Consider the following 25,521-nt stretch of genomic DNA (forward strand, 5'->3'; position numbering starts at 1 on the left):
GGGGGTTTGGGTTCATGCGGGGACTGGCATTTGCTATGAGGGCACTGTAGATATTCAAGCCCTTACAAATACCACACAAAATGGCTTAATAGTAGAAGGCAACTTAAATGGTGTCCCATTAGAATATATTACTAGAGCTTTGCAGAAGTATCGGACAGATAAGGTTGTGTCTTATGCGGGGACTGGCATTTGTTATGAAGGCGCTCCTGAGATTGCCAACTCTGGTGTCAAAGCCAATGTAGAGGAAACAATGTTGATGACAACCGAGGAGATGGATCTACTTCAGGAAGTGGTAAATAAGTTGGACCATAACGAGTTTACTCAAGATGGTTATGTAACTACCGCTCCTGCTCCTGAGATTGCCAACTCTGGTGTCAAAGCCAATGTAGAGGAAACAATGTTGATGACAACCGAGGAGATGGGCCTACTTCAGGAAGTGATAAATAAGTTGGACCATAACGAGTTTACTCAAGATGGCTATGTAACTACCGCTCCTGCTCCCGAGATTGCCCATTCCGATGTCAAGTCCATTACAGATAGCTCTGATTCAAAACAAACACTTAAGAAAAGGCATCATCAAGAAAGTGAAAGAAATAAGCAGCCGAGTAAATTACATAAACCCAACGCAGGCTACAGCTTCTTTGCATCCAAAAAACCTCCAGAAAGTCAATTAGGGAATGATGACCTTCTCCTTCTCTTAGCGCTCTAACCGCTTGAGTTGTAGTAGCTCAGACTTAACCTGATAGTCGCTGGTTTTTCAGAATTGTCTAGCAGGTCAAGTCTGAGCTACTAAAGGATTTAGTCTTAATAAGACAGCACATAAATCTTTTATAATAATGCTCTAAGTGGTTAAATTCTTAATAGCCATGTTGGCATTCATTTCTATTTATTATTATGTTAATTAACGTGAGTTCGACATAAACGATTTAGCAGCTCGTTTATGTCGAACTCGCTTACTTTTGATCTTGATCCCGCACAAATGCTCCGTATTTTACGGGACAACGTTCGTTTAGCGATATAAAGGAGCCTTTGGCTCTTTTATATCGAACTCACGTTAATTAACTAAGGATCTAATAAAGTTTAGAAAAAGGATTAAAAATAAAGGGAAATACTAAACTTTTTAAGTAGCTAACCGACATAGAGTGAAGAAGGATTTAAAAGCGCAATCCTTTATTAAAAATTATAAGGGGATCACGTCATGAAAAGAATTTTGGTGATGATTACTCTCTTAATGCCTGCTCTTGCAGTACATGCCACCGCTTATTATGGAAAAGGACTCTGTGCTTATCCGCAATATGAATGTATTAAAGTTGGAAAAGGGCAAACTTGGGAAAAGCTTTTTCCTGATGAGCAACAGCGTGACATAGTGCAGCGTATTAACCGTAGCTACAACTACTTATGGTATGGTAAAGAAATTGTAGTGCCTCGTAATTTAGCCAATAAGACCATTTTAGATTTTGCTCCTTTTCCTTTGCAAATAAAACCTGAGGGTGAAAAACAAGTTATTGTTGATCAAGATAAACTTGCTTGGGGCGCTTATGACGCAAATGGTAAGTTGGTTAAATGGGGGCCTATTTCGTCAGGCACTGATAAATGCTCTGATAGCAGTCACTCTTGTCGCACGATGACAGGGATTTTCCATTTTTTTAGTAAAGAAAATGAAAAATGTCGATCAAATGTTTATCCAATCGGTAAAGGCGGCGCAAAAATGCCCTATTGCATGTATTTCCATAAAGGATTTGCCTTACATGGGTCTGATGATATTCCAGGTCATCGCGCAAGTCATGGATGTGTGAGGTTATTTATTCAAGATGCGCTTTGGTTAAATCATGAATTTGTAGACACAAGTAGCCCAAATGGTCTGGGTACCAAAGTAACTGTACGACCTATTTTAACAACTGCAAGTGGAAAAAGACAATGAACAAGCTAAGCGAAAAATATCTAAAAAATTTGCTCTTTCCCTTACTTTTAATTTGCTGTGGTAGTCTTTTTGCTGCTGAAAAAGAAGATACAAATAACCCCATAGGCTGTCGTGATGAAGGCTACACATTTAATTTGAAAACACTTAAATTAAAACCGCATGAAGCGGGAGCAAGCCAATCACTCTATATTATTTTTAATAAAACAGATCAAGCCATTAACTTATTTCAGATGCGTCCTGAAGACAGTGCCTATAGCGCTTATTTAAACCACACGATTTCCGGTAATCAGTGGGCGGTTTTAGCTACAAGTGAACCTGTAGTTAAATATATTTGCTCTATCGCTGAAAAAAAATCGCCCTATGGGCGAGTTGTAGACTGTCAAGAGCATTTACAGGTTTGTGAATATACCAATGTAAAATATGGTTTAAATAACCGTGGTAATTATTGGCTTGCGAATACAGGTTCTAAAAATGATGCAGTTAGGGCGATAGTAAGATACGGTATTATTCCTTCTCTGTAAGGATTGCATAAAGTTTAGTTAAAGGTAAAGGTGAGTATTAATTAAATTAAAAGGAAAATGACCATGAAATCATTGCTACCATGGTTTTGCTTAGTTGCTGCAGCTTCAAGCCAATTGGTCAACGCTGCTGATGGCTTAGAGGCTTATCGACAAGGTAATTATACTCTTGCAGCAAAAACATTACCAAGCCTAGCTTCTAAAGATGCGGTGGCTAATTATTACCTTGGTTTAATGCGTCTATACGGTTATGGTCAATTAAAAAATAACACGTTAGCCTTACGCCATTTTATGGAATCTGCTAATAAGGGATTTTTGCCAGCGCAACGATTATTAGCTAATTACGCTTTAAGCAAAGCTGAGCCTGAGGAAGCATTTAAATGGTTTAAAAAAGCAGCAGAAGCAGATGATACAGCAGCTAATATGTATTGTGCAGCAGCCTATTTGTATGGTTATGGTGTAAAAAAGAATCCAGAAGCAGCTAAACGTTACTATATTGCAGCAGCTAAAAATGGAAATGCAATTGCTCAATATACGTTAGCAGAGCATTTTCTAGATAGTCGTCAAGCGCAGAATAAGAAAATGGGTGTTATTTGGCTTACTAAAGCTGCAGCACAAGGAAATCTGCATGCACAAATTAAATTAGCTGAGCTATATGTTAACGGCCAGGGTGTTAAACGTGATTTAGCCAAAGCAAAAGAGTTAGTTGAAAAATCAGCACAGGAACATTATCCTCCCGCTATGTTTGTCTATGGAGAAATAGCCCGCAAGGAAGGAGATGTCTCTAAAGCTAAAGATTGGCTAACCAAAGCTGCTGAGGCGCAAAATATAAAGGCTCAAACTACGCTTGCTGAGCTCTACCTAGATAAAAAAAGCCCTATTTCTGATGAGAAGATTGGGTTTAACTGGACTCTTAAGGCTGCCCAAAATGGCTCAAAAGAAGCACAAAAGTCAGTTGCTAAATTATATAAAGATGGTAAGGGTATCGAATCTAATTTAGAGCTGGCTCGTTATTGGGAACAGGAAGCGAAAAAGAAAGTTAAGGAAAAACCAGCCTCTCTTGCAACAGATATTGCTGTGGCTAGGTGGCTAAGTAATGATAAAAGTGACCGTTTTGGTAAAGAATACCAATTAAGTGGTATTTATACTGCTTGGAAAAATCCATCTGCTTTAAAAGAAAACAACTATAATCCAGCACCCCATATAGATAAGATATCACGTCAAGACTTATATAAGCCGCAGTTTGAAATGGCAGATCCTGCCAGTATCTCAATTAGTGATTATTTTGACATTATAGCGCCAACCTTGACTTCCGTTGGTAATAATAAATCTTGGTCTTACCCACATTATCCTTATTCAAAGGAGATAGAAAGCATACTTCGTGATCAGTACTTGGTCTTAAGGCATGAGCCAGATTCTTTCGTTAAATTAAGTACAACTTATCCAATCAGCAATGAAATTAAGCCCTTTAATTATCTAGAAGAAAAGCTTGCAGGCTGGCAGAACAAAGCCAACTTACAAGCTGTATTAAATCAATTATATAGCCAAGCTATATTAGGTAATCCTGCGGCACAATTTGAGTTAGGGCAGCTCTATCAGTATGGCGTTGGTGTTGCTAAAAATATTCCTCAGGCAATTACTTATTTTCAGTTAGCCGCCCTGCAACAAGATTTACGGGCTGAATATAATTTAGGTCTTTTATATTTGGAAGGACAAACGGAGCCTGTTAATTACCAAAAAGGAGTGCAATGGATTACAGATGCTGCTTTTAAAGGTAATCCCTATGCTCAATACGTATTAGCTAATATTTATGAGCAAGGACTGGTTGCATCAGATGGTACTTTAATTGTTAAACCAGATCATGAACAGACATTAGCGATACTTTCAATTGCTTCCTCTAATAATTTTGGGCCTGCGCAATATCAGCTAGCCTCTTTCTTAAGTAAAGAAAGCAATACCGCATTTAGTAAGAACGCTAAACAAGCAAGAACAGATCTTATTAAGCATCTTTACCAAGGCGCAGTTGATGCAGGCGTTGTTGAGGCTAAGTTACCTTTAGCCTTTTACAATGCAATGGATTCTAATCCTGTAAAACAACAGCAGGCTTTTGAAGTTGCAAAAAACGAAGCGCAGTCTGGTAATCCATATGCCGCAATCTTACTAGGTCTTATGTATGAGCGGGGAGTTGCTGTGAGTGCTGACTCTGTCGAGGCAATGTATTGGTATGAACAAGCTCCTAATAATCCTGCGCATGACTTTATTTTAGGTACTTATTATAGTAATGGAAATGGCCTTAGCAAAAATATTGCTAAAGCAAAAGAATTATTACAACAATCAGCACAAGCAGGATTTTCTTACGCTAATTTTAATTTAGCCATTCTACAATATCATTTAGGTGAGAATTTCTTACCTGAACTTGATAAAGCACGTCAATTAGGCAATAGCAAAGCAGGATTATTACTAGCAGATTATTATATGCTAACAGCTAGTAACCCCGATAATATGAAGCAAGCAAAAGAGATTTATCAGGATTTTGCTAATAAAGGTGATAAAGATGCAGAGCTTAAACTTGCTTTTCTTTATGATAAAGGGTTAGGTGGCGAGGAAAATAAAGAGCTAGCTTTCCATTGGTATCAGTTAGCAGCAGAGCAAGATCAACCTGTCGCTCAATATCAGTTAGCACAATTTTATCAGTTAGGTCGTGTGGATAAAGTACCAAATTATGATTTAGCTAAAAAATGGTATAGTCAAGCGCAAGCCAATTATACACCTGCGGCAGTAGCCCTAGGCTTTATCTACGAAACTGTAGATAATGATTATCGTAATGCGTTAAATAGTTACCTATTTGCAGCTAACAAACAAGATAAGGTTGCGCAGTATAATTTAGCTTTAATCTATGAAATGGGTAAAGATATTGCTGTTGATTATGCTAAAGCCCAAGAATTTTATATCCGCGCTGCAGAACAAGGTTATGCAAAAGCAATGAATCAGTTAGCAGGTATTTATCTGCGTGGTGACTTAGGTAAGCGTGATGAGCAGCTGGCTCTAAGTTGGTATAAAAAAGCTGCAAAAGCAGGTGATAGCAGCGCGCTTTATGAGCTTGGTTTATTGTCTGAAACGGGCGTTTCAACGAAGCTTGATTTTCAAGAAGCTGTAAACTTTTACCAGCAAGCAGCTCATTTAGGTAATGAAAAAGCTAAATTAGCTTTGGCGCGTATGTATCAACATGGGCTAGGTGTTAATAAAGATTCTCAACATGCAGCATCAATTTACAAAGAGTTGGCCAACAATAACAATGCTTATGCTCAATATCAATTAGCTCTTCTTTATTTAGATGGTTCTTTAGGCGAGCGGCAGCCAGAGCAGGGTAAGGAACTATTAAAGCTTGCTAGCGAAAATGGTAGTTGGCAGGCTCGCAAAATGGTTCATTGGATGGGCGCATTAAAAGAACAACGTTTAAGCTATATTGAACCTGTTAATTTAGATCAGGTACCAGTACTTGCAGGACAAACTGCAGATTTAATGTATATGGATGCTATTAATGAATGGAATCGGGGAGATGAGGCTTCATCACGAAAGATTTTAAACCAACTAATAAAGCAATTTCCTCATTATATGCCAGCAAAACGAGTTTATAAGCAACTCAACGAGCAAGCAAGTGAAAATAACTTTTTTGGCCAGTCAATAGAAAAATCCGAACCAGAGGATTCGGATATTACTTAATTCAGAGGGATGGAAATATCTAGATTCAAATCGATTGTAAAATAAGCTTAAGCAGCCATTGCTTTAACACGAGCGCTTAAGCGGCTTTTAATTCTTGCAGCCTTATTTTTATGGATTAATCCTTTACCAGCTGCTTTGTCAATAACAGGTTGGGCTTTAGCGTAAGCTGCACGTGCTGCTTCTTGATCACCAGCTTCAACGGCTTTAATAACGTTTTTTACATAAGTACGATACATGGAACGTGCACTAGCGTTATGCTTGCGAAGTTTCACGTTCTGACGAGCACGCTTGATTGCTGATTTAATATTTGCCACTTAAAAATCTCCACTCATTCAGGTGTCACAAAAGTGCCAATCATGCCTAATCGCTCTATTTTTGTCAATATCTATACACTAAATAAATGCTTTTGATTAGCATAGCAGCCCTCTATAAAGTTTCAGTGGGCACTAATAAATGATATCAATTTGTTTGATAAATCATTTAATTAAGTGTACATACTGCAACAGTAATAACAGAAACAATTAGAAAATAGCTCTAAGAGCCTATGTGTATTGCCTGTTTTTTAATTACTAATTTATTTGCATGACCTGGTAACTTACTTCCATAAGCATTGACTAAAGTTGCAAGCAGCGTCAAAGCTGCACAACCCAATATATAGAGTGCAGGTGCTTCCGGCGTCATAAAATAGCGAATTAACCCGGTAAAGGCCAGGGGAGCAATGCCACCAAACACTGCAATACCTAGACTATAACTAAAACCAACGGCAGAATAACGAATGTTTGCTGGAAATGATTCGGTAATTAGAATAATATAACTGCCATTAATCATGCCACTAAGAAGTGCTAATCCCAAAATAAATAGCCACAAAAAGGGTTCTCCAAATAGTCTTAAGCCATAAAATAACGGATAGCTAAATACAATCAGCAGTGTCGCGGCGATTATTAACAATTTTTTTCTATTAATATAATCTGAGATTCGCCCAAAGAATAAGGTCATTAAAGCAAAACTTAAAAAAGCAAAGAAGTTAATAACATAGGTATGTGAAACATTAATTTTAACAATACTAATAAGATATGTTGGTAAATAGAGAAAAAATGAGATGATGCTTGCGGAAACTGCAGTTAATAAAAAAGCACTTAATAATTTAAGGGGAGATGATTGTAGGACGCCTAAAAATGGGATGTGATGTAAATTATTCGTTTTTAATAAGTTTATAAAAGTAGGTGTTTCTATCGTTTTTTTCCGAATTTTATAGCTAATAACACTTATTATAAATCCTAAAATAAACGGGACGCGCCATCCCCACAATAGCATTTGTTGATTGCTTAAAAGCGTTGTTAAAATGAGGCCGACCATAGCACCAATGGTATTCCCTAAGGTAATACACATAAATACAAAACCAATTGCAAAACCTTGATGATTAAATGGCACATGTTCAATAATAAATACTGAAGCGCCCGGAATTTCTCCACCTACTGAAAACCCTTGTACCAATCTTAATATCATTAAAAGAATAGGCGCCGTCATTCCTATAGATTGGTAAGTTGGCAAGCATCCTATACTTAAGGTTGCAATTGCCATCATAAATACTGCTAATGAAAATGCTGATTTACGACCAAATTTGTCCCCAAAGTGGCCAAAGAAAATACCGCCTAATGGTCGAGCCAAATAACCCAGTGCAAAAACTGCAAACGTATTAATTAAAGTAATAAATTGATTAGCATTGTTAAAGAAATGTTGGCTAAGGTAAGGTGCAAACAAAGCGTAAATTGTGAAATCATAAAATTCTAATGCACCACCTATGGCAATTAATCCTACTATTTTATATTGATTTTTTGTCATGAGATAAGCCTATATTTCACCAATGGCACTGCCTAAAAAACTGCCAAAATCCCTATGCAAGCCAACTATTATGAGCTGATGTTTTATTAAAGTCCATAATGGCATAATAAAATTCAATTAACAGTGGAAAATGGATAATATTTAATTCAGCTTACAGAAGATAATAACAAAATTAATTTAACTGTCGCCGAATTCCACATTAACATTATATGATAAGACTTTTTTATGACCCTAAAATTATGTCTACAATTGAAACTATGATTCCAAAACGACAAAGCCTTCTACGTTCAAGTACGCTTGTTTCCCTTATGACTTTTTTATCCCGTATGACAGGGTTTGTACGTGACATGTTGTTGGCTCATTTATTTGGTGCGCAAGCGGGAATGGATGCCTTTCTAGTTGCCTTTAGAATACCTAATTTTATGCGGCGATTATTTGCAGAAGGCGCTTTTTCACAAGCATTTGTGCCTGTCCTTGCTGAATACCAGCAGACACAATCACATGAGGATGTACGAACCTTTATTGCTCGCGTTGCAGGCCGATTAAGCTCTGTACTGACTTTAGTTACATTGCTTGGAATGATTGCAACACCATTAATTATTTATATTTTTGCCCCTGGTTTTGGTGAGCATAGTAGTCGAACATTATTAGCGACTGAGATGCTAAGAATTACCTTTCCCTATTTAATGTTAGTTTCGTTAACTGCAATGGCAGGTGCTATTTTAAATACTTACGGACATTTTGTTGTTCCGGCTATTACGCCTATATTTTTAAATTTATCTTTAATTCTGTCTGCGCTCTTTTTAGTCCCTTATTGTCATCCTCCCATCATGGCTTTGGCCTGGGGTGTTTTGTTTGCTGGCGTTGCACAATTTTTATTTCAATTACCTTTCTTACATCGACGTCAATTATTAATAAGACCTAAACGAGCTTACGATGATGAAGGTGTTAAACGAGTTATGAGATTAATGGTTCCTGCCTTATTTGGGGTTTCTATTGCTCAGTTAAATCTAATTATTGATTCAATATTTGCTTCTTTTTTAAAAATAGGTAGTGTTTCATGGTTATATTACACGGACAGATTAACTGATTTTCCCTTAGGGGTCTTTGGAGTAGCTATTGCTACAGTAATCTTACCTCATTTATCGCGTCGTCATGCTGAAGAAGACAATACTCACTTTTCTTTTGCAATTGATTGGGGATTAAGGACAATATTATTAATTGGAATTCCTGCTAGTGTTGGACTTATCTTTTTTTCTATGCCGTTGATTGCCTGTTGTTTTGCTTACGGCAAATTCTCAAGTTTTGATCTAATACAAACACAAAAAAGTTTAATAGCACTCTCATCGGGTATCCCGGCTTTTATGATGATTAAGGTTCTAGCTTCAGGTTTTTATGCTAAACAAAATATTAAAACACCTGTTAAGGTAGGCGCTACTGCCATGCTCGTTAACAGTATTTTATGCGCTTTGCTGATTTGGCCTTTAGCCCATGCAGGCTTAGCTTTAGCATCTGCCTTGGCAGGCTATGTCAATAGTGGGATTTTGTTATTCCTTCTTCGTCGGCGTAAAATATATAAACCTAGAGAGGGCTGGGCATTTTTTATTTTACAATTAATATTAGCTAATAGCGTCATTGCTCTATATTTATATTTTATGGCAGGCACAACATTTGACTGGTTAGCTCTTTCACCCTGGGCGAGACTGGGTAAGCTTTTCCTTCATGTAAGTGTTAGCATAGTGAGCTATTTCTTAATTTTACATATTTTGGGTATGCGAGTGGCGCAATTTCGTGGATTTAATAAGGAGTGACTATGAATAGCGAACTATTTTATCAACAAGTTGCCGAACAAGCGTATCCGCTAATTTTAATTACTCAAGAGCAATGGAATAAAGGATTAATAAATTTAACAGACTATGAGCGTAACTTATTTAATTTGCAGCAGTTTAAAGGTAAATTAGGTGATATATGTCTAATAAGTCATCAAGATGGCTCGCTTGCAAAAGTCTATGTAGGTACAGGCGAGCAAAGTGATACTCTAGCAATAGCGCAGGTTGCTACACGGCTCCCATCTGGTTCGTATAAGCCAGAGCAGGCACTTTCTCAAATTGCCTTAATCTTTTGGGCTTTAGCGCAATATCAGTTCAATGATTATAAACAATCACCTGACATGGTCCTTCGACGTTTAATTGTTTCAGAAGAAGAATTGATTGCAATTAAGAGACAAGTAGATAGCATCTTTTTTATTCGTGATTTAATTAATAAACCGACCAATGATCTAGGTCCTGCAGAACTTGCCTTGGTTACGCAAAACATTGCCGAACAACACCAAGCTAATTTTAAGCAGTGGATTGATAAAGAATTAATAGAAGATAATTTTCCTGCCATTTATACGGTAGGTAAAGCTTCGGAAAACAAACCGCGGCTAATTTCTTTAACCTGGGGCGTGCCTCATCATCCTGCTATTTGTTTGATCGGTAAAGGTGTTTGTTTTGATAGTGGTGGGCTTGATATTAAGCCTTCTTCTGGCATGCGCTTAATGAAGAAAGATATGGGTGGAGCGGCCCACGCTTTAGGATTGGCACAATGGATTATGTCTTGTCAATTACCTGTTTATTTACAAGTACTGATCCCTGCTGTTGAAAATTCAATCGGACCACAAGCATTCAGGCCAGGTGACATCATAACCATGCGCAACAAATTGACTGTGGAAGTAGATAATACGGATGCAGAAGGGCGATTAATCTTAGCTGACACATTGGTAAAGGCCTGTGAGTTTAATCCAAAACTTATAGTCGATTTTGCAACTTTAACGGGCGCTGCTCGAGTTGCAGTAGGTACAGAAATTGCAGCAATGTTTACAAATAATGAAAATTTGGCGCAAGAATTAATGATTGCAGCTAGGGAAGTAGATGACCCAATTTGGCAATTACCACTTTTTGAAAATTATAATTCTTTACTTGATTCAAATATTGCTGATTTATCAAATTGTGGAAATACACCTTATGCTGGCGCTATAACAGCCGCTTTATTTTTAAAACGATTTGTGCCTGCAGCTGTTGCCTGGGTGCATTTTGATATTATGGCTTGGAATACAAGCAGTAAGCCAGGAAAACCAGAGGGGGGAGAGGCAATGGCTATTCGGGCTTTGGTTCATTATTTACAAAAAACATATGGTTCAGTAAAAGGCTAATAATTATGAGTTTAATAGAAGGAAAAGCGATGGATCAAAAAGTTTTTGTAAACCGTATTTTAAATATGAAGCGAATTAAGCTCATAGGCTTAGATATGGATCATACGCTTATAAGATATAACACTAAGAACTTTGAAACGTTAGTTTATAAAATTGTTATTGAAAAGCTTATTGAAGATAAGAATTATCCCATTAGTATCCGAGAATTTCAGTTTAACTTTAATGATGCAATTCGAGGCTTAATCGTAGATAGTCGCAATGGCAACATTTTAAAACTAAGCCGATATGGTGCTATTCGTCAAAGTTATCATGGTACTGAGCTTATCAGTTATCAAGATCAGAAGAAAATTTACCAAAGTATTTATGTGGATTTAAAAGATCCTAATTACATGGCTATTGATACTTCTTTTTCAATTGCTTTTTGCGTCTTATATAGTCAGTTAGTTGATTATAAGGATCAAAACCCTCATGACCTGCCAAGCTATAATAAGATTGCCTTAGATGTATTAAGCAGTGTTGATAAGGCGCATGCTGATGGCAGTATTAAAAATTTTATTAGTAATCATCTTGATGATTATGTTCATAAAGAAAAAGCAGTTGTTGAAGGTTTAAAGCGATTAAAGCGTTATGGGAAAAAGATATTTATTCTTACGAATTCTGAATATGGCTATACGAAGCTATTGTTAGAATATGCCATTAATCCCTTTTTAGAGCCTGACGAAGATTGGCTTGATTTATTTGAGTATGTCATTACCTTAGCGGGTAAACCACGTTTTTTCTATGATAATCCGCGCTTTCTGTCAGTAAATCCAATCGATGGTACAATGACCAATTTTCATGGTGAAATTAAACCTGGTATCTATCAGGGCGGTTGTGCTCGTAAATTTACTGAGGATCTACAAGTAAGAGGGGATGAAATATTATATATAGGTGATCACATTTATGGTGATATTCTACGCTTAAAGAAAGATTGTAATTGGCGAACAGCACTTGTTGTTGAGGAATTAAGTGAGGAAATAGCCTCGCAAAGAAGAGCGTTGCCAGTTGAAAAACAAATTATTGCTGCGATGGAAACTAAAAAAGAATTTGAGCAAAAATACATTGATTTGTATACCAAAAGTATTGATGAAAATACCCAAATTTATCAGGAAGAGATTAATAACTGGCAGCAACAAATTGCCCAAGTGGATGCACACATAACAGCATTGCTCAAAGAACAGCAAGCTTTTTATAACCCTCGCTGGGGCCGGGTTTTTAGAGCGGGTGCTGAAGAAAGTTATTTTGCTTATCAAGTGGATCGTTTTGCTTGTATCTATATGGAAAAACTGTCTGATTTACTTGCGCATTCACCCTTAACTTATTTTCGGGCAAATAGGCGCAGACTTGCTCATGATATAGAAATTTAAAATTAATTATATCAGGCAATTGAATGGGAGGAAGGTCCCATGTTCTATTGTAAAACCCTAAATAACTGGCCTCATGTTTAATGGCATTTAAGTTTCTTTCGATAATTATTTGGATATTTTCTTCAGCAATATGAAATCGCTTTTCGGATGTTCTAATAATAAGGTGCTCTTTACTTAATTTTGCCCGTGATCTGTCTTTCATACCCATTATAAAAATGGAGTTTAATTTTATTATATAGCATTAAAGAATGGGTAAATGTTAATTATCTTGGTGGTAATTGCGTAGAAATTTATCTTCATGAACTATTAAATCTTACTAGTTTAGTTGAAATAATTTATTGATTTATAAGCTAAAATTCATTAGTAGGAGGCGGATAAATAGAGGTCGAAATAGTTAAACAATTTGATAACAGCTATAAATTGAGCTATTTTTATAGTAAAGATGGTACTTTCTGCACAGCTAACATCATTATGTAGGAAGTCGGATTGTAAGCGTAGTGTGAGGCTTTACCAAGTGTAAGTTTCCTAAAACGTTTCTGAAGACATCCATTAGAACTAAAGAACTGAAGTCAGGAATGCCATCTTACCTCAATATTAAGTTAGCTATTTCTTCCTCTAATTCACTCTAAGGTAATAAAAATTATTAAGATTCTCTTAGAGATGCTATAAGATCTTGTATGTTAAGAAGATAATTGAATACTTTTTAATTAAATTTCTACTATAATTAAACCAATGTTCTACAGCAGGTATACTAAATATCTTTGCGTAGAACGTTGGTTTATTGGATTTTATAAGTTAATTTCAGGGAGCGAATTATGATTAAAAAATTAAAAAACATTATATCTCTAATTGTTTTAGGTGTTAGTTTCTCTGCCTCTGCAGCTGATAGAGTCGTAATTACTGGTGAACCTATTGTATTACAGCAGTCAGGTTCAGGTGATGCGATTGTATATACATTACCAGCAGATGCTGCTGTGACTACGACGTCTTCAGCAACAACTTATCATTATGTTACAGTTAATGGTACAAATCGCGTATGCTATACCAGTACTCAACCTAACTTAGGCAATATTGATATGGTAACGATTAATGTATCAGTAGGCGGTACTACTGTACCATGGTATTGTTATGCTGCTGATACTACTGTTTTTGATATACAACCAGCAACTGCTACAACCACAACTACTCCATAAGAAGTTATAATATTGCTCAATTAACTTAGATTAATTGAGCAATATATTCATACAATTAAATAATTTGCGATCGCTAATTTTGTCTCCTTAATAATATCTAGCAACTGTAAGCATAACTTACTGAATAGCTTTGGATTATCTATCTTTAAGCTATCCTCTGTATATTGACAAGCTTTATGTAATTTAATTGCACCACAATAGATAGCACTACTGCGCATCTTATGCGCTAACTCTACAACACGTTTTTGGTCATTATTTTTATAAGCGTCGTAAATAGATTGTTGGTCCAGAGCTAACTCCTCATTGAAGAGCATTGTTAATTCTCTTAAGAAGACTTCGCTTCCTGTATTATTAATACCTACTGTTGGATCTAATGTTGGGAAATCAATTAATTCAAGAAATTGTGAGTAATATTGAGACTGCTTAGCTCTAATTAAGTTTGCTGATAGCTCTGTTTGATCTGCGGCTTTAGGAAGAAATTTAGCAAAAATAGCCTGTATCGTGGTTAAATTAAGTGGCTTAACAAAAACGTCATTCATACCTGCTTGTAAACAGGCTTGCTTTTCTTTATCTGTAATACAAGTTGTTAGGCCAATAATAGGAATTTTTTTATTTTGATGGCTGCAATCAAGCGCGCGAATCTGTTGGCATACTTTTATACCCGAAATTCCTGGTAAATTAATATTAGTTATAATGATATCAAAAGGGGTTTGTCTAGTTAATTTCATAGCTTGCTCACCACTTTCTACTGAAGTTAGGTGGTGCCCCATTTTGCTAATTATGATTTCAACTAAACGAGAGGCGATAGGATTATCTTCTATGAGTAACAAGTGAGCCGATGCAAACGGCTTTTGCTCAATATCCTTACCAGAAATAGAACCTACCTTATTATCAACTGTGTTTTTCAATTTAGCATGGGTTAGCTTATTTTTCGCTAAAATTACCTGGTAGGCAGATAAATTTTCTAGATTTAAAGGTCTTCTATAATATAAATTATACTTTTCTCGTAGCCGACAGCTTAAGATTTGACTCATATTCATAGCGCCTTAGTGAACAAAAGCTCAAGCTTACTTAAAATAGCTAATTGTCACGTCTATTTAGATAATTAAAATTATAGTGAAGTTGTTGCTTAAATAGTGCGGATAAAGAGTTGCGTATAATAAATTTTTCCTTTTTCATCATAGGCAATACCTATGCCAGTTAAATTATAATTTCCTACAATATTTCTTCTATGGCCGGGGCTTTTTATCCATTCATCAACAACGATTTTCGCGGTTTTATAATTATAGGCGACATTCTCAGCACCACCGCGCGCATCTTTGATAGCAGAATATAAGTGCTTGATGCGGGTAGAAAAGCCTTGATGGCCAAAAGGCACATGATGAGTTGCCATCTCTTGGCTATGATGTGTTGCTTCAGCTGAGATAGAGTCATTAAGTTTTAAAGGGAATAATCCACGCTTAATTCGATATTGGTTAATATAATGAAGAATATCTTGTTGCATTTGCGTAACAGCGCTTTTCGCCAACACCGTCTGTGTATGCGCTTGTGCTTGAAAACAAGAAACAAGAATTAAAAAAATTAAGCTGTGTATAAATAGTTGACTATTTTTCATAATCTTTATTTTCTGCTCTACCTACAAAAGCCATATATTATACAAAGTTATCCTTTTTGAAAAATTATTTTTTAAATTGTTTACTGTTTTTCCACTAAAACAAGAGTAGACAGCTTTATGTAAAAATTGAATTGTCACACTTAGTTCTAATTAAAGTTAACCTAATCTCTTATAAAAATCATGACCAATAAAGCGTGCTCCAGGGCCTTCATGAGTAATATTATCGGATTGTTTATTTAAAATAGAGATGGTATCAAGCGTTTGTTTATTTTTATCAAAATTTCCACTCAGACTCAGTACAGACTTACACATTGGGTAAACAATGCTGATTGTTATTGCGTTACCAATCATGAAACCTGTAATGGGCCTTTTCACATTAATAGCTTGCAGGCAGGTTTTAGAAGCAACTGCGGTTGTAAAATAGCCTCCTACTTTATTATTAGATCCCATATTTAACTGTAGAATTGAGCCACGTTCGTTCTTAAATGTAATAATTTTTTGAGCAGCAAAGACTGATGGACTTAGTACAGCAAAGGTGATTAACAGAAAATTTGAGAGTTTAGCTTTCATTATTATAAAGAATAAAATAAATGCATTTTAGCATGTGAGTAGCATTCTGCAATGCTATCCCATAAAATATAAAGTATTTAGAAGGGTAAACCAAAATTTGCTAGATAAGTATGCGTACTTTATTAGAGGCGTACTCTAGTATTAAGAGATTACTTTAGTTTATGCTATAGATAAATTATTTTGTAGAAATTAATAGTTATGAATGAAATTGATATTTTAAGATTATTTTATGATGAAATGACAGTGCGCGGTGAGACTCGAGATAATGTTTTTTTAAGTATAAATGAAACTGCTGCTGATATTCTTTCGGAAAAATTGGGATATCCTGTGTCTTTAGAAGAAGCACAGCGTGCTACAGATACTTGTATTGCCAATGAGTGGTTAGAGAGAACTACAATTGATCCGGGCTATAATTTTTTATCGCTAACAGCTGCAGGGTTACAAGTTGTTTTAGCGAATCAATGTTTTTAAATCATTTTTATATTTTCAGGACTTACGAAAAACCCCAAGGTCAAGGCAAAAAATGTTTTTAATGAGGGAGTTTAGATAACGCAGGACCGAATTAAAAGCATTTTTTAACAAGGAGATTGGGTTTTTTCGTAAGTTCTGATAAGATTTTATTCCACTGCATGGGTATGTAATTCACATTGCTTACTTCGGTATAAACGATAGTGAACCCTGCTAACTTCCTTTGCTGATTCTGTATTAAGCACGACTTCTATAATTCGAGAAAACCGTAAATGAAATGACGGCACCTCATCAGCTAAGTTAAGTAAAATATCATTAAATCCTTTGGGTTCCTCATACCCAATCTGAATAGGTGGCGGTGGTTTAAGGCCTTCTCCTTGTAAATTATGTGGAATAAAGCTGTCATCCTTAAAAGTCCAAAGTAGCTCGTCTATTAACAGAGCTTCGTCTTTATTATTACAATAGACAAAGACATTATGTTGTCGAGTGTATGCTTTTTCTAGCAAACGACAAGCAATTAACCAACGTGCTTTTACATCAGCACTGGTCATTAAATAGAAATCAACGCGTACTGGCTGCATGGCGTAATAACTGTATTAATAAAGGAACGGGACGGCCCGTAGCTTGCCTTTTTTTACCTGATACCCAGGCAGTTCCTGCAATATCTAAATGGGCCCAACGATATTTTTTGGTAAAACGTGATAAAAAACAAGCTGCGGTAATACTACCAGCTGAGCGATCAAAGCCAGCGTTAATCATATCAGCAAGTGGACTATCCAGTGCTTCTTGATATTCTTCTTCAAGTGGCATACGCCAACATTTATCGCCACTTTCTTTGGCTGCTAATAGAATTTGTTCGGCAAGTGTATCATCTGAGGTCATAAAGCCTGTATTAACAGCACCTAAGGCAACAATCATAGCGCCTGTTAAGGTAGCAATGTCAATAACAAAATCTGGATCAAATTGTTCAGCATAGGTTAAAGCATCAGCAAGAGCTAATCTTCCCTCGGCATCTGTATTTAAAATTTCAATTGTTTGTCCAGAGAGGCTAGTAACAATATCGCCTGGTTTCACAGCGGAGCCACTAGGTAGGTTTTCCGCGCTGGCTATAAGTCCAATGACATTTATCGGTAGTTTAAGGAGAGCACAAGCTTTAAGTATACCTAAAACAGTAGCAGCACCGGTCATATCATATTTCATTTCATCCATGGCATTGGCCGGCTTAATAGACAAACCACCGGAATCAAAAGTAATACCTTTACCAACTAAAACAATGGGTTTACTATTATTACCACAGTGATATTGTATCTCTATGAAACAAGGCGGCTCTGTTGAGCCTTGACTAACAGCGAGTAAAGCGCCCATACCTAATTCTTCAATTTCTTGCTTTGTAAATGCTTTGGCTGTTAAGTTCTCATGTTCCTTAGCAAGTTCTAAGGCCTGCTGCCCTAACATAGTCGGTGTACAATAATTGGCTGGTAAGTCAGCTAAGGTTCTAGTAAGTGTTACACCTTCGGCAATTGCTATTCCCGTATTAATCGCAGTGTCATCATCTGCATGTTCTAAATAAAATTGAACAAAATTAAGGCTATTTTCTTTTTTATTGACTGTTTTAAACGTATTTAATTGATAATTTTGCGCATTGATCTGTAAAATCATTTGGGTAATTTGCCAATTAACGTCTTGGTTATTGACCTGTGGTAAGCAAAGTGTTGCTGATCGAATGCGCTGTTTTAATAACAATGTTGTAATTTCATTAAGACGTTTACCGAGGCTAGAAGAGGTAAATGTATTTTGTTTACCACAATGAACTAACAATATGCTAGGATTGTCTACATTTGTATGCCATGCCCAATCACCCTCTTCGTGTAATTTTTGTGTTAATTGGGGCATTAAATTTGGATAAGGTTGGACTTGATTAAGAAGTGTTGGTAGTTCGTCGTCTGCAAATAAACCAATAACAAGGCATTCAGTAGTAATTGAATCTAAGGATCTGACTAAACCATATTGCATTATTATGCTTCCTATCATCCATAAAAGTTGCTAGTTTACAGAAAGTTAATGGCTATGCAAGTAGGTTTTGTTTAGGATTGAATTAAAAATTAATAATTTTGAGAGCTAGGCTGTGCTAATTTTCCGTTATTTGGCAAAAGAGGTATTTGTAACCTTAACTTCACTTACGACTATTCTGGTACTCATCTTTATGAGTAACCAGTTTGTGCGCTATTTAAACAGAGCGGCCAGTGGGCAAATTCCTCTTACTATTATTATGAAATTAATGATGCTTGAGCTGCCTAATTTAATGGGGCTACTTCTACCACTTGGGTTTTATGTTGCTTTGTTAATTGCTTATGGTCGTTTATATGCTGAAAGCGAAATGACTGTATTACAGGCTTGTGGCTATGGTCCATCTCGATTGCTCAAGCATAGTTATATCATGGCTATTTTTGTAAGTGCTCTTGTTATGGTTCTAATGCTTTGGACAAGTCCTCTGATTGCAATTGAACGAACAAAATTAATGCGTACTACAGGGGTGCAAACAGTTATTCAAACCGTTATACCAGGCCGTTTTCGTGCAATTTCTCAAGGACGAGAAGTCTTTTATATAGAATCGATGAGTCGCAATCATCAAAAAGCTAAAAATATCTTTTTAGCTAGATTGTCGATTAAAAACAACCAGCCCCACTGGAACATTTTATGGGCAAATCAAGCGTTTGCCAAAACAGATAAGGATTCTCACGAAGATTATTTAATTTTAAATAAGGGCAATGAATATGAAGGCTTACCAGGGCAAACTGACTATCGCATAGTTAGTTTTGAACAATATCAGGCGCGCCTGCCGCATCCAACTCTTGAATCTAAGCGAGATGTCCGCAGTATACAAACAAAAAATCTTTGGCCTTTAAATAATCCTGACAAGCATAAAGCTGCTGAATTACAATGGCGATTTTCAATTCCATTAATGGTGCTTACCTTAACCTTGGTTGCAGTGCCCTTAAGTCGAGTTAATCCCCGTTCTGGAAAGTTTGCTAAACTTCTGCCGGCCATTATTTTATATATTATTTATGCAAATTTTATGTTTGTGGGTCGAGATTGGATGATTGATGGTAAAATTCCTGTTGCTATAGGGATTTGGTGGATTCATCTTGTTGTTTTACTTATTGGGCTAGCTCTTATTTGGCGAAACTGGATGAAATTAGGATAATTAAAGCATGAAATTAATTGACCGTTATATCGCTAAAAATATTCTAGCCGCTACAGGTTTAGTGACATTAATGCTTGCTGGGTTACAAGTATTTATTCTCTTTGTCAATCAATTAGATGAGTTAGGGCGAGCTGATTTTGGTTTTATACAGGCAGCTTTGTTTGTGCTTTTACAAATGCCTTATCAAGTTTATTTATTTTTTCCAATGGCAAGCTTATTAGGCTGTCTAATCGGGCTTGGCGTTATGGCTAATAATCGCGAACTCATTGTTATGCGAGCAGCAGGACTTTCTATTGGTCAAATTACCCTATCGGTGCTAAAAGTTGCTTTCATCTTAATACTTACTGTGACCTTGTCAGGCGAGTTATTAATACCTCGACTAGCGCATTTTGCTAATAAGCAAAAATTACAGGCCGTTAGTGGTGGGCAAACATTAAGTACTGGCCAGGGAATATGGTTACGTGATCATAATGATTTTATTACTGTTGCTAGTGTATTACCTAACCATACTTTGTTTAATGTTTATCAATTTCGCTTTAATGATGAGCATAAATTAATACTTGCTCGCCAAATGCTCTATGTAATTTTAATGAATGATCAGTGGATAGCTATTAATGTTAAGGAAACACTCTTTAAAGACAACCAAGTTCAAACACGGCAAATCGCTAGTATGCCTTGGGATGTTTCAGTGAAACCTATGGTCTTAAATTTAATTAAGAGTGAGCCGGATGAAATGACTTTACGGGAAATAAAGCAATTTTTAGCGATTCAAAAGCGTAGCCATCAAGCCGCTCTTAATTATCAACTTGTTTACTGGCAGCGTATTATTCAACCGTTAACTACTGTTGTGATGATGATATTAGCGATCCCTTTTGTTTTTGGCCCATTACGCTCTTCGACCATGGGTTCAAAATTATTAGCAGGCGCAATTGTAGGTTTTGGATTTCATATTTTAAATCGTTTTTTTGGCCCAGTGAGTCAAGTATTACAGTGGCCAGCTGTAATAGCAGCCTTGGGTCCTACTTTTTTATTTGCTGTATTGGGTATTTATTTAATGCAGCGGGTTAGATAATGTTTGCTCTTAGACATTTAATAGAAACGATACTTAATCCGTTTTTTATTTTTCTGTTATTATTTGCCAGTGCTTTAATTGTCCTTTATAAAAAAAAGGCAGAACGCCTTATTTTTATAAGTTTTTTGACAATTTTTGTTTTGCTACTCTTGTTTAGTACAGGGTGGATTCCCAGATTAATGACTAAAACATTAGAGAATCAATATCCTATCGTGAATCAACCTAATCCACATATTCAGTGGGTTGTAGTCCTAAGTGGCGGTCAATCCCCTGCTATTAACAAGCCCGCCAGTATGCTGCTGTATAGTGCAAGCTTAAAGCGTTTAATTGAAGGTATCCGCTTATATCAACAGTTACCTAATGCAAAATTATTATTATCCGGTGGAGGGTATGGAGCAGATATTGCAGAAGCAAAACGAATGGCAAATGTAGTAAAGCTTTTAGGGGTCCCGGACAATAAAATTGTATTAGAAACTTCTTCGATTAATACGGCAGCACAAGCAAGAATGTTAAAAAAATATTTAGGTACCACACCTTTTTATCTGGTCACTTCGGCAACGCATATGCCTAGATCGATGTATATGTGTCGGCAGGAGGGCTTAAATCCTATTGCAGCGCCTACTGATTTTACAATTTACTGGGATAGTGAATACTGGCGCAAAGTTTATTTACCTAATCCACAAAACTTAGTTTATTTAACGATAGCTTGGCATGAAATCTTGGGGCTTTTATGGGCAAAAGCGGTATAAGAAGCCAATAAAATTCTATGGACTATAAGCTTAATAAATGTGCTGTGGTGTGCCATAGAAGAATTTTTATTCTTTATATGGCGAATCCACATTAACTAACAATTAAAATCCTGCGGAAATACAACAGATGCGCTATTGTCTTTAGAGCCAAGCAAGATATAGCCTGCTCTTAGGGTACATTGTCCAATGGGCGCGGGTTGTTGTAATGATTTAGAAGGGATATTGTAAAGTGTTGCACTAACAATGTAGGGTATGTCCGTGCAAGGAAGTTCTGAAATAAAACTAGGGGCACTACCTCCTTTTAAGGTAATAGATTTAGTTACGCCTTGATAGTTAGTTATATTAAATGCAACCTGTTGAGTGGAATCAATTGGAGGGGTTGAAACAGCAACTTGGATTTTGCATGAATCCATATTCTGAGCGTAGCTAGAAAGGCTAAACATTAAACCTAGAACTGTTAAGATTAATTTAAATAACATAGGATGTCCTTTAGAAAAACTAATAAGTTTACGTTAAACTATGATTTATAGCGCCACCTACTAAGCCTTATACTTCGTTGCAAGCTTGCTCGGCTCAGTCATATACTTATTTTATTTGTACACTCCTTCACCTCGCTCACTTGCGCCTTGTCTAAAATTTAGTGGCGACACTATATAATTAAATTGTTAAAATTTAAGCTTATTAATTTTAAATTTCTGTAATTTTTGCTTTAATTTTAACAACCTGAACAATGGCCTAGTCAGAATATCTTAAAAATAATCTAGTTTTCAATAAAAACGGGTATAAATTTTGGGCTAAAGTTTGTAAAATAGCTTAATTTGTTTTTTTAGTAGTAATAATGCCAAAACGTACTGACATAAAATCTATCTTAATTCTTGGCGCTGGCCCTATTGTAATTGGCCAAGCATGTGAGTTTGATTATTCTGGAACACAAGCTATTCGTGCTTTAAAAGAAGAAGGTTACCGAATTATTTTAGTTAATTCTAATCCTGCCACAATTATGACTGATCCAGAACTTGCGGATGCTACTTATATTGAACCTGTGCAATGGGTAGAAGTTGCTAAAATCATTGAAAAAGAGCGCCCCGATGCATTATTGCCTACAATGGGCGGACAAACAGCGCTTAATTGTGCGCTTGATTTAGTAAGAGAGGGCGTTTTAGCGAAGTATAATGTTGAAATGATTGGTGCAACGCAAGAAGCAATTGACAGAGCTGAAGATCGAGATCGTTTTCGCCAACTCATGAAAAAAGTTGGCCTAGAAATGCCGCGCTCAGCAATTGCGCACAGCTTAGAAGAAGCTTTTCAGGTACAAGCGCAACTTGGATTTCCAGCAATTATTAGGCCCTCTTTTACTATGGGTGGTAGTGGTGGTGGCATCGCTTACAATAGGGAAGAATTTGAGGAAATTTGTACCAGAGGCCTAGATTTATCACCAACACGTGAATTATTAATTGATGAATCTGTATTAGGCTGGAAAGAATATGAAATGGAGGTTGTACGCGATAAAAAAGACAATTGTATTATTGTTTGTACAATTGAAAATTTCGACCCAATGGGTGTGCATACAGGTGATTCAATTACTGTTGCACCAGCGCAAACATTAACCGATAAAGAATATCAACGTATGCGCGATGCAGCGATTAAAGTCTTACGAGCAGTTGGCGTTGATACAGGTGGCTCTAATGTGCAATTTGCGGTAAATCCTGAAGATGGCCGTCTGTTAGTTGTTGAAATGAACCCGCGTGTTTCGCGAAGCTCAGCACTCGCCTCAAAAGCAACAGGGTTTCCTATAGCAAAAGTTGCTGCCAAACTTGCAGTAGGCTATACGCTTGATGAACTGCGAAATGAAATTACAGGCGGTAAAACGCCTGCTTCTTTTGAACCCAGTATTGATTATGTCGTTACTAAAATTCCTCGTTTTAATTTTGATAAATTTCCAGAAACCTCTACTACATTAACTACACAAATGAAGTCTGTAGGTGAGGTAATGGCAATTGGTGCTAATTTTCAAGAATCGTTACAAAAAGCTATTCGCGGTTTAGAAATTGGTCGTAGTGGTTTACATCCCTTATTTAAAAAAGAAGATGATTTAGCTCGACTACGCGGCCATTTACGAGAACCCACACCAAATAGATTGTGGTATATCGCAGACGCTTTTAGACAAGACCTATCACTAGAAGAAATTTATAACGAAAGTAAAGTTGATCCCTGGTTTTTAGCACAAATTCAAGAGTTAGTGCTTTTGGAGCGTACCATTCTTGGTAAGTCGATTGATGAGCTTGATAAATTAACGTTACAGCAATTAAAAAAACGTGGCTTTTCAGATGCCTATCTTGCTCGCCTCCTTTACTCTAGTGAAGAAGTAGTAAGAGCCCGTCGCTTAGAGTTAGGTGTCGTGCCTGTTTATAAACGTATTGACTCTTGTGCTGGTGAGTTTCCTAGTGATACAGCTTATATGTATTCTTGCTATGAGACAACTTGTGAAGCGAGGCCTGATTCAGATAAACAAAAAATTATGATTTTAGGCGGTGGACCCAATCGTATTGGGCAAGGGATTGAGTTTGATTATTGCTGTGTTCATGCGGCCATGGCTTTGCGAGAAGCAGGCTACCAAACTATTATGGTTAATTGTAATCCTGAGACCGTATCTACTGATTTCGATATCTCAGATAGGCTTTATTTTGAACCTGTAACATTAGAAGATGTCTTATCAATTGCTGCTATTGAGAAACCGATGGGCGTTATCGTGCAATATGGGGGGCAAACGCCCTTAAAGTTAGCACGCGCGTTAGAAGCAAATGGGGTACCTATTCTAGGAACTTCGCCAGATGCCATTGACATGGCAGAGGATAGAGAGCGTTTTCAACAACTTGTACAAGAATTGAAGTTGCATCAACCGCCAAATGGAACAGTTCGAAGCCTTGAAGAAGCCATAGAGGTGGCTAAGCGAATTGGCTATCCATTAGTTGTTAGACCCTCCTATGTATTAGGTGGCCGAGGTATGGAGATTGTCTATCATGAAGAGGATTTACGTTATTATTTAGAACATGCTGTTGCAGTTTCTAATGATTCTCCTGTATTACTTGATAAATTCTTAAGCGATGCCATTGAAGTTGATATAGATGCTGTTTGCGATGGTAAAGATGTATTAGTTGGCGCTATTATGGAGCATATTGAGCAAGCAGGTGTACATTCCGGTGATTCTGCATGCACATTACCACCTTTTAGTTTGAGTGTCGTTGTACAGCAGGATCTAATTGAGCAAATACGGCAAATGGCTTTAAAGTTAGGCGTGGTAGGGTTAATTAATGCGCAATTTGCTATTCAGTCTGATGATATTTATGTTCTTGAAGTAAACCCACGAGCGTCAAGAACAGTGCCTTTTGTTTCGAAAGCGACAGGCTTACTCATGGCAAAAATTGCTGCTCGCTGTAAAATAGGCCAGTTTTTAAAACAGCAAGGTTTAAGTCAGCATTATCCTATGCCACCCTTTTATTCTATTAAAATGCCAGTTTTCCCATTTATTAAATTTCCTGACGTTGATTCAATTTTAGGCCCTGAAATGAAATCAACGGGTGAAGTCATGGGGATTGCCAGACGTTTTGGACAAGCTTATGCTAAAGCACAATTAGGCGCCGGTTCAAATATTATAAAAAGACGACGTGCATTCGTTTCAGTACGTGATGCTGATAAAGCGCGAGTTGGCGAGATTGCTAAGCGCTTAATTCAGTTAGGATTTGAAATTATTGCTACTCGTGGTACGGCACTTGTCCTACAAGCAGCAGGTATTGATTGCCGCCGTGTGTTTAAAGTAGCTGAAGGAAGGCCGCATGTAGTTGATCTTATTAAAAATCATGAAATTGACTTTATTGTTAATACAACAGATGGCAAACAAGCCATTGCTGATTCTTTTGCTATACGTCGAAATGCGCTGCAACATAAAGTAAGTTACACAACAACTTTATCAGGTGCAGAAGCCGCATGTTTGGCAATGAAATATGAAGATCGGGAAACTGTAACACGACTACAGGATTTACATTAGA

The 25,521-nt window shown here is 36.7% G+C and carries 21 protein-coding genes; 13 read left to right on the forward strand and 8 right to left on the reverse strand.

The window, feature by feature from the left end; all coding sequences use genetic code 11:
* The 4 genes from ACQUW5_RS13475 to ACQUW5_RS13490 form a co-directional block, all read left to right on the forward strand.
* Window positions 1–709 (forward strand): hypothetical protein (locus ACQUW5_RS13475; RefSeq protein WP_444991788.1); only part of this gene is annotated, 709 nt, incomplete at its 5' end.
* 489 nt (window positions 710–1,198) lie between these two features.
* The gene (locus ACQUW5_RS13480) at window positions 1,199–1,921 is read left to right on the forward strand and encodes a L,D-transpeptidase (protein WP_444991789.1); all 723 of its coding nucleotides are present in this window, start codon (window positions 1,199–1,201) and stop codon (window positions 1,919–1,921) included.
* The gene (locus tag ACQUW5_RS13485; RefSeq protein WP_444991790.1) at window positions 1,918–2,442 is read left to right on the forward strand and encodes an endopeptidase IV; all 525 of its coding nucleotides are present in this window, start codon (window positions 1,918–1,920) and stop codon (window positions 2,440–2,442) included. The genes ACQUW5_RS13480 and ACQUW5_RS13485 overlap by 4 nt, the downstream gene beginning before the upstream one ends.
* Window positions 2,443–2,505: 63 nt before the next feature.
* The gene (locus ACQUW5_RS13490) at window positions 2,506–6,162 is read left to right on the forward strand and encodes a tetratricopeptide repeat protein (protein WP_444991791.1); all 3,657 of its coding nucleotides are present in this window, start codon (window positions 2,506–2,508) and stop codon (window positions 6,160–6,162) included.
* A gap of 47 nt (window positions 6,163–6,209) precedes the next feature.
* Here ACQUW5_RS13490 and rpsT read toward each other — a convergent pair whose 3' ends face one another.
* Entirely contained in the window at window positions 6,210–6,476 is a 267-nt protein-coding gene (gene rpsT / locus ACQUW5_RS13495; RefSeq protein WP_444991792.1) for a 30S ribosomal protein S20, read from the reverse strand.
* A gap of 220 nt (window positions 6,477–6,696) precedes the next feature.
* A complete protein-coding gene (locus ACQUW5_RS13500; RefSeq protein ID WP_444991793.1) occupies window positions 6,697–8,004 on the reverse strand; it encodes an MFS transporter in 1,308 nt (435 codons plus the stop codon).
* 239 nt (window positions 8,005–8,243) lie between these two features.
* On the opposite strand from ACQUW5_RS13500, the gene murJ reads away from it, so the two are divergent.
* From murJ to ACQUW5_RS13520, 4 genes are all read left to right on the forward strand, one after another.
* Window positions 8,244–9,815: a murein biosynthesis integral membrane protein MurJ gene (murJ, locus tag ACQUW5_RS13505; protein ID WP_444991794.1), complete on the forward strand. Its 1,572-nt coding sequence runs from the start codon at window positions 8,244–8,246 to the stop codon at window positions 9,813–9,815.
* 2 nt (window positions 9,816–9,817) lie between these two features.
* Entirely contained in the window at window positions 9,818–11,197 is a 1,380-nt protein-coding gene (locus tag ACQUW5_RS13510; protein WP_444991795.1) for a leucyl aminopeptidase family protein, read from the forward strand.
* Window positions 11,198–11,202: 5 nt separating this feature from the next.
* Window positions 11,203–12,603 carry an HAD-IG family 5'-nucleotidase gene (locus ACQUW5_RS13515; protein ID WP_444991796.1) on the forward strand — a complete coding sequence of 467 codons (1,401 nt, stop codon included), beginning with the start codon at window positions 11,203–11,205 and terminating at the stop codon, window positions 12,601–12,603.
* Window positions 12,604–13,418: 815 nt separating this feature from the next.
* Window positions 13,419–13,796 (forward strand): hypothetical protein, encoded by a 378-nt coding sequence (locus tag ACQUW5_RS13520; RefSeq protein ID WP_444991797.1) that lies wholly within the window; start codon window positions 13,419–13,421, stop codon window positions 13,794–13,796.
* A gap of 47 nt (window positions 13,797–13,843) precedes the next feature.
* On the opposite strand, the gene ACQUW5_RS13525 is transcribed toward ACQUW5_RS13520, so the two are convergent.
* The 3 genes from ACQUW5_RS13525 to ACQUW5_RS13535 all read right to left on the reverse strand — a co-directional run bounded on the left by ACQUW5_RS13525 (window position 13,844) and on the right by ACQUW5_RS13535 (window position 15,981).
* The gene (locus ACQUW5_RS13525; RefSeq protein ID WP_444991798.1) at window positions 13,844–14,830 is read right to left on the reverse strand and encodes a response regulator; all 987 of its coding nucleotides are present in this window, start codon (window positions 14,828–14,830) and stop codon (window positions 13,844–13,846) included.
* A gap of 95 nt (window positions 14,831–14,925) precedes the next feature.
* Entirely contained in the window at window positions 14,926–15,411 is a 486-nt protein-coding gene (locus ACQUW5_RS13530; protein ID WP_444991799.1) for a CAP domain-containing protein, read from the reverse strand.
* Between the two features lie 156 nt (window positions 15,412–15,567).
* Entirely contained in the window at window positions 15,568–15,981 is a 414-nt protein-coding gene (locus ACQUW5_RS13535) for an avidin/streptavidin family protein (protein WP_444991800.1), read from the reverse strand.
* Window positions 15,982–16,179: 198 nt separating this feature from the next.
* Here ACQUW5_RS13535 and ACQUW5_RS13540 point away from each other — a divergent pair, with 198 nt between their 5' ends.
* Window positions 16,180–16,452 (forward strand): hypothetical protein, encoded by a 273-nt coding sequence (locus ACQUW5_RS13540; protein WP_444991801.1) that lies wholly within the window; start codon window positions 16,180–16,182, stop codon window positions 16,450–16,452.
* 146 nt (window positions 16,453–16,598) lie between these two features.
* On the opposite strand, the gene ACQUW5_RS13545 is transcribed toward ACQUW5_RS13540, so the two are convergent.
* Window positions 16,599–17,030 carry a DNA polymerase III subunit chi gene (locus ACQUW5_RS13545; protein WP_444991802.1) on the reverse strand — a complete coding sequence of 144 codons (432 nt, stop codon included), beginning with the start codon at window positions 17,028–17,030 and terminating at the stop codon, window positions 16,599–16,601.
* Window positions 17,011–18,462, reverse strand: coding sequence for a leucyl aminopeptidase (locus ACQUW5_RS13550; protein ID WP_444991803.1), 1,452 nt, complete (start codon window positions 18,460–18,462; stop codon window positions 17,011–17,013). The genes ACQUW5_RS13545 and ACQUW5_RS13550 overlap by 20 nt, the downstream gene beginning before the upstream one ends.
* 112 nt (window positions 18,463–18,574) lie before the next feature.
* On the opposite strand from ACQUW5_RS13550, the gene lptF reads away from it, so the two are divergent.
* The 3 genes from lptF to ACQUW5_RS13565 all read left to right on the forward strand — a co-directional run bounded on the left by lptF (window position 18,575) and on the right by ACQUW5_RS13565 (window position 21,475).
* Window positions 18,575–19,654: an LPS export ABC transporter permease LptF gene (gene lptF / locus ACQUW5_RS13555; protein ID WP_444991804.1), complete on the forward strand. Its 1,080-nt coding sequence runs from the start codon at window positions 18,575–18,577 to the stop codon at window positions 19,652–19,654.
* Between the two features lie 7 nt (window positions 19,655–19,661).
* Window positions 19,662–20,726, forward strand: coding sequence for an LPS export ABC transporter permease LptG (gene lptG / locus ACQUW5_RS13560; RefSeq protein WP_444991805.1), 1,065 nt, complete (start codon window positions 19,662–19,664; stop codon window positions 20,724–20,726).
* Between the two features lie 179 nt (window positions 20,727–20,905).
* Window positions 20,906–21,475, forward strand: coding sequence for a YdcF family protein (locus ACQUW5_RS13565; protein WP_444991806.1), 570 nt, complete (start codon window positions 20,906–20,908; stop codon window positions 21,473–21,475).
* Between the two features lie 95 nt (window positions 21,476–21,570).
* Here ACQUW5_RS13565 and ACQUW5_RS13570 read toward each other — a convergent pair whose 3' ends face one another.
* The gene (locus ACQUW5_RS13570; protein WP_444991807.1) at window positions 21,571–21,954 is read right to left on the reverse strand and encodes a hypothetical protein; all 384 of its coding nucleotides are present in this window, start codon (window positions 21,952–21,954) and stop codon (window positions 21,571–21,573) included.
* Window positions 21,955–22,313: 359 nt separating this feature from the next.
* Here ACQUW5_RS13570 and carB point away from each other — a divergent pair, with 359 nt between their 5' ends.
* Window positions 22,314–25,520 carry a carbamoyl-phosphate synthase large subunit gene (gene carB / locus ACQUW5_RS13575; protein WP_444991808.1) on the forward strand — a complete coding sequence of 1,069 codons (3,207 nt, stop codon included), beginning with the start codon at window positions 22,314–22,316 and terminating at the stop codon, window positions 25,518–25,520.
* Window position 25,521 lies beyond the last annotated feature (1 nt).

This window comes from Legionella pelazae (assembly GCF_052527395.1).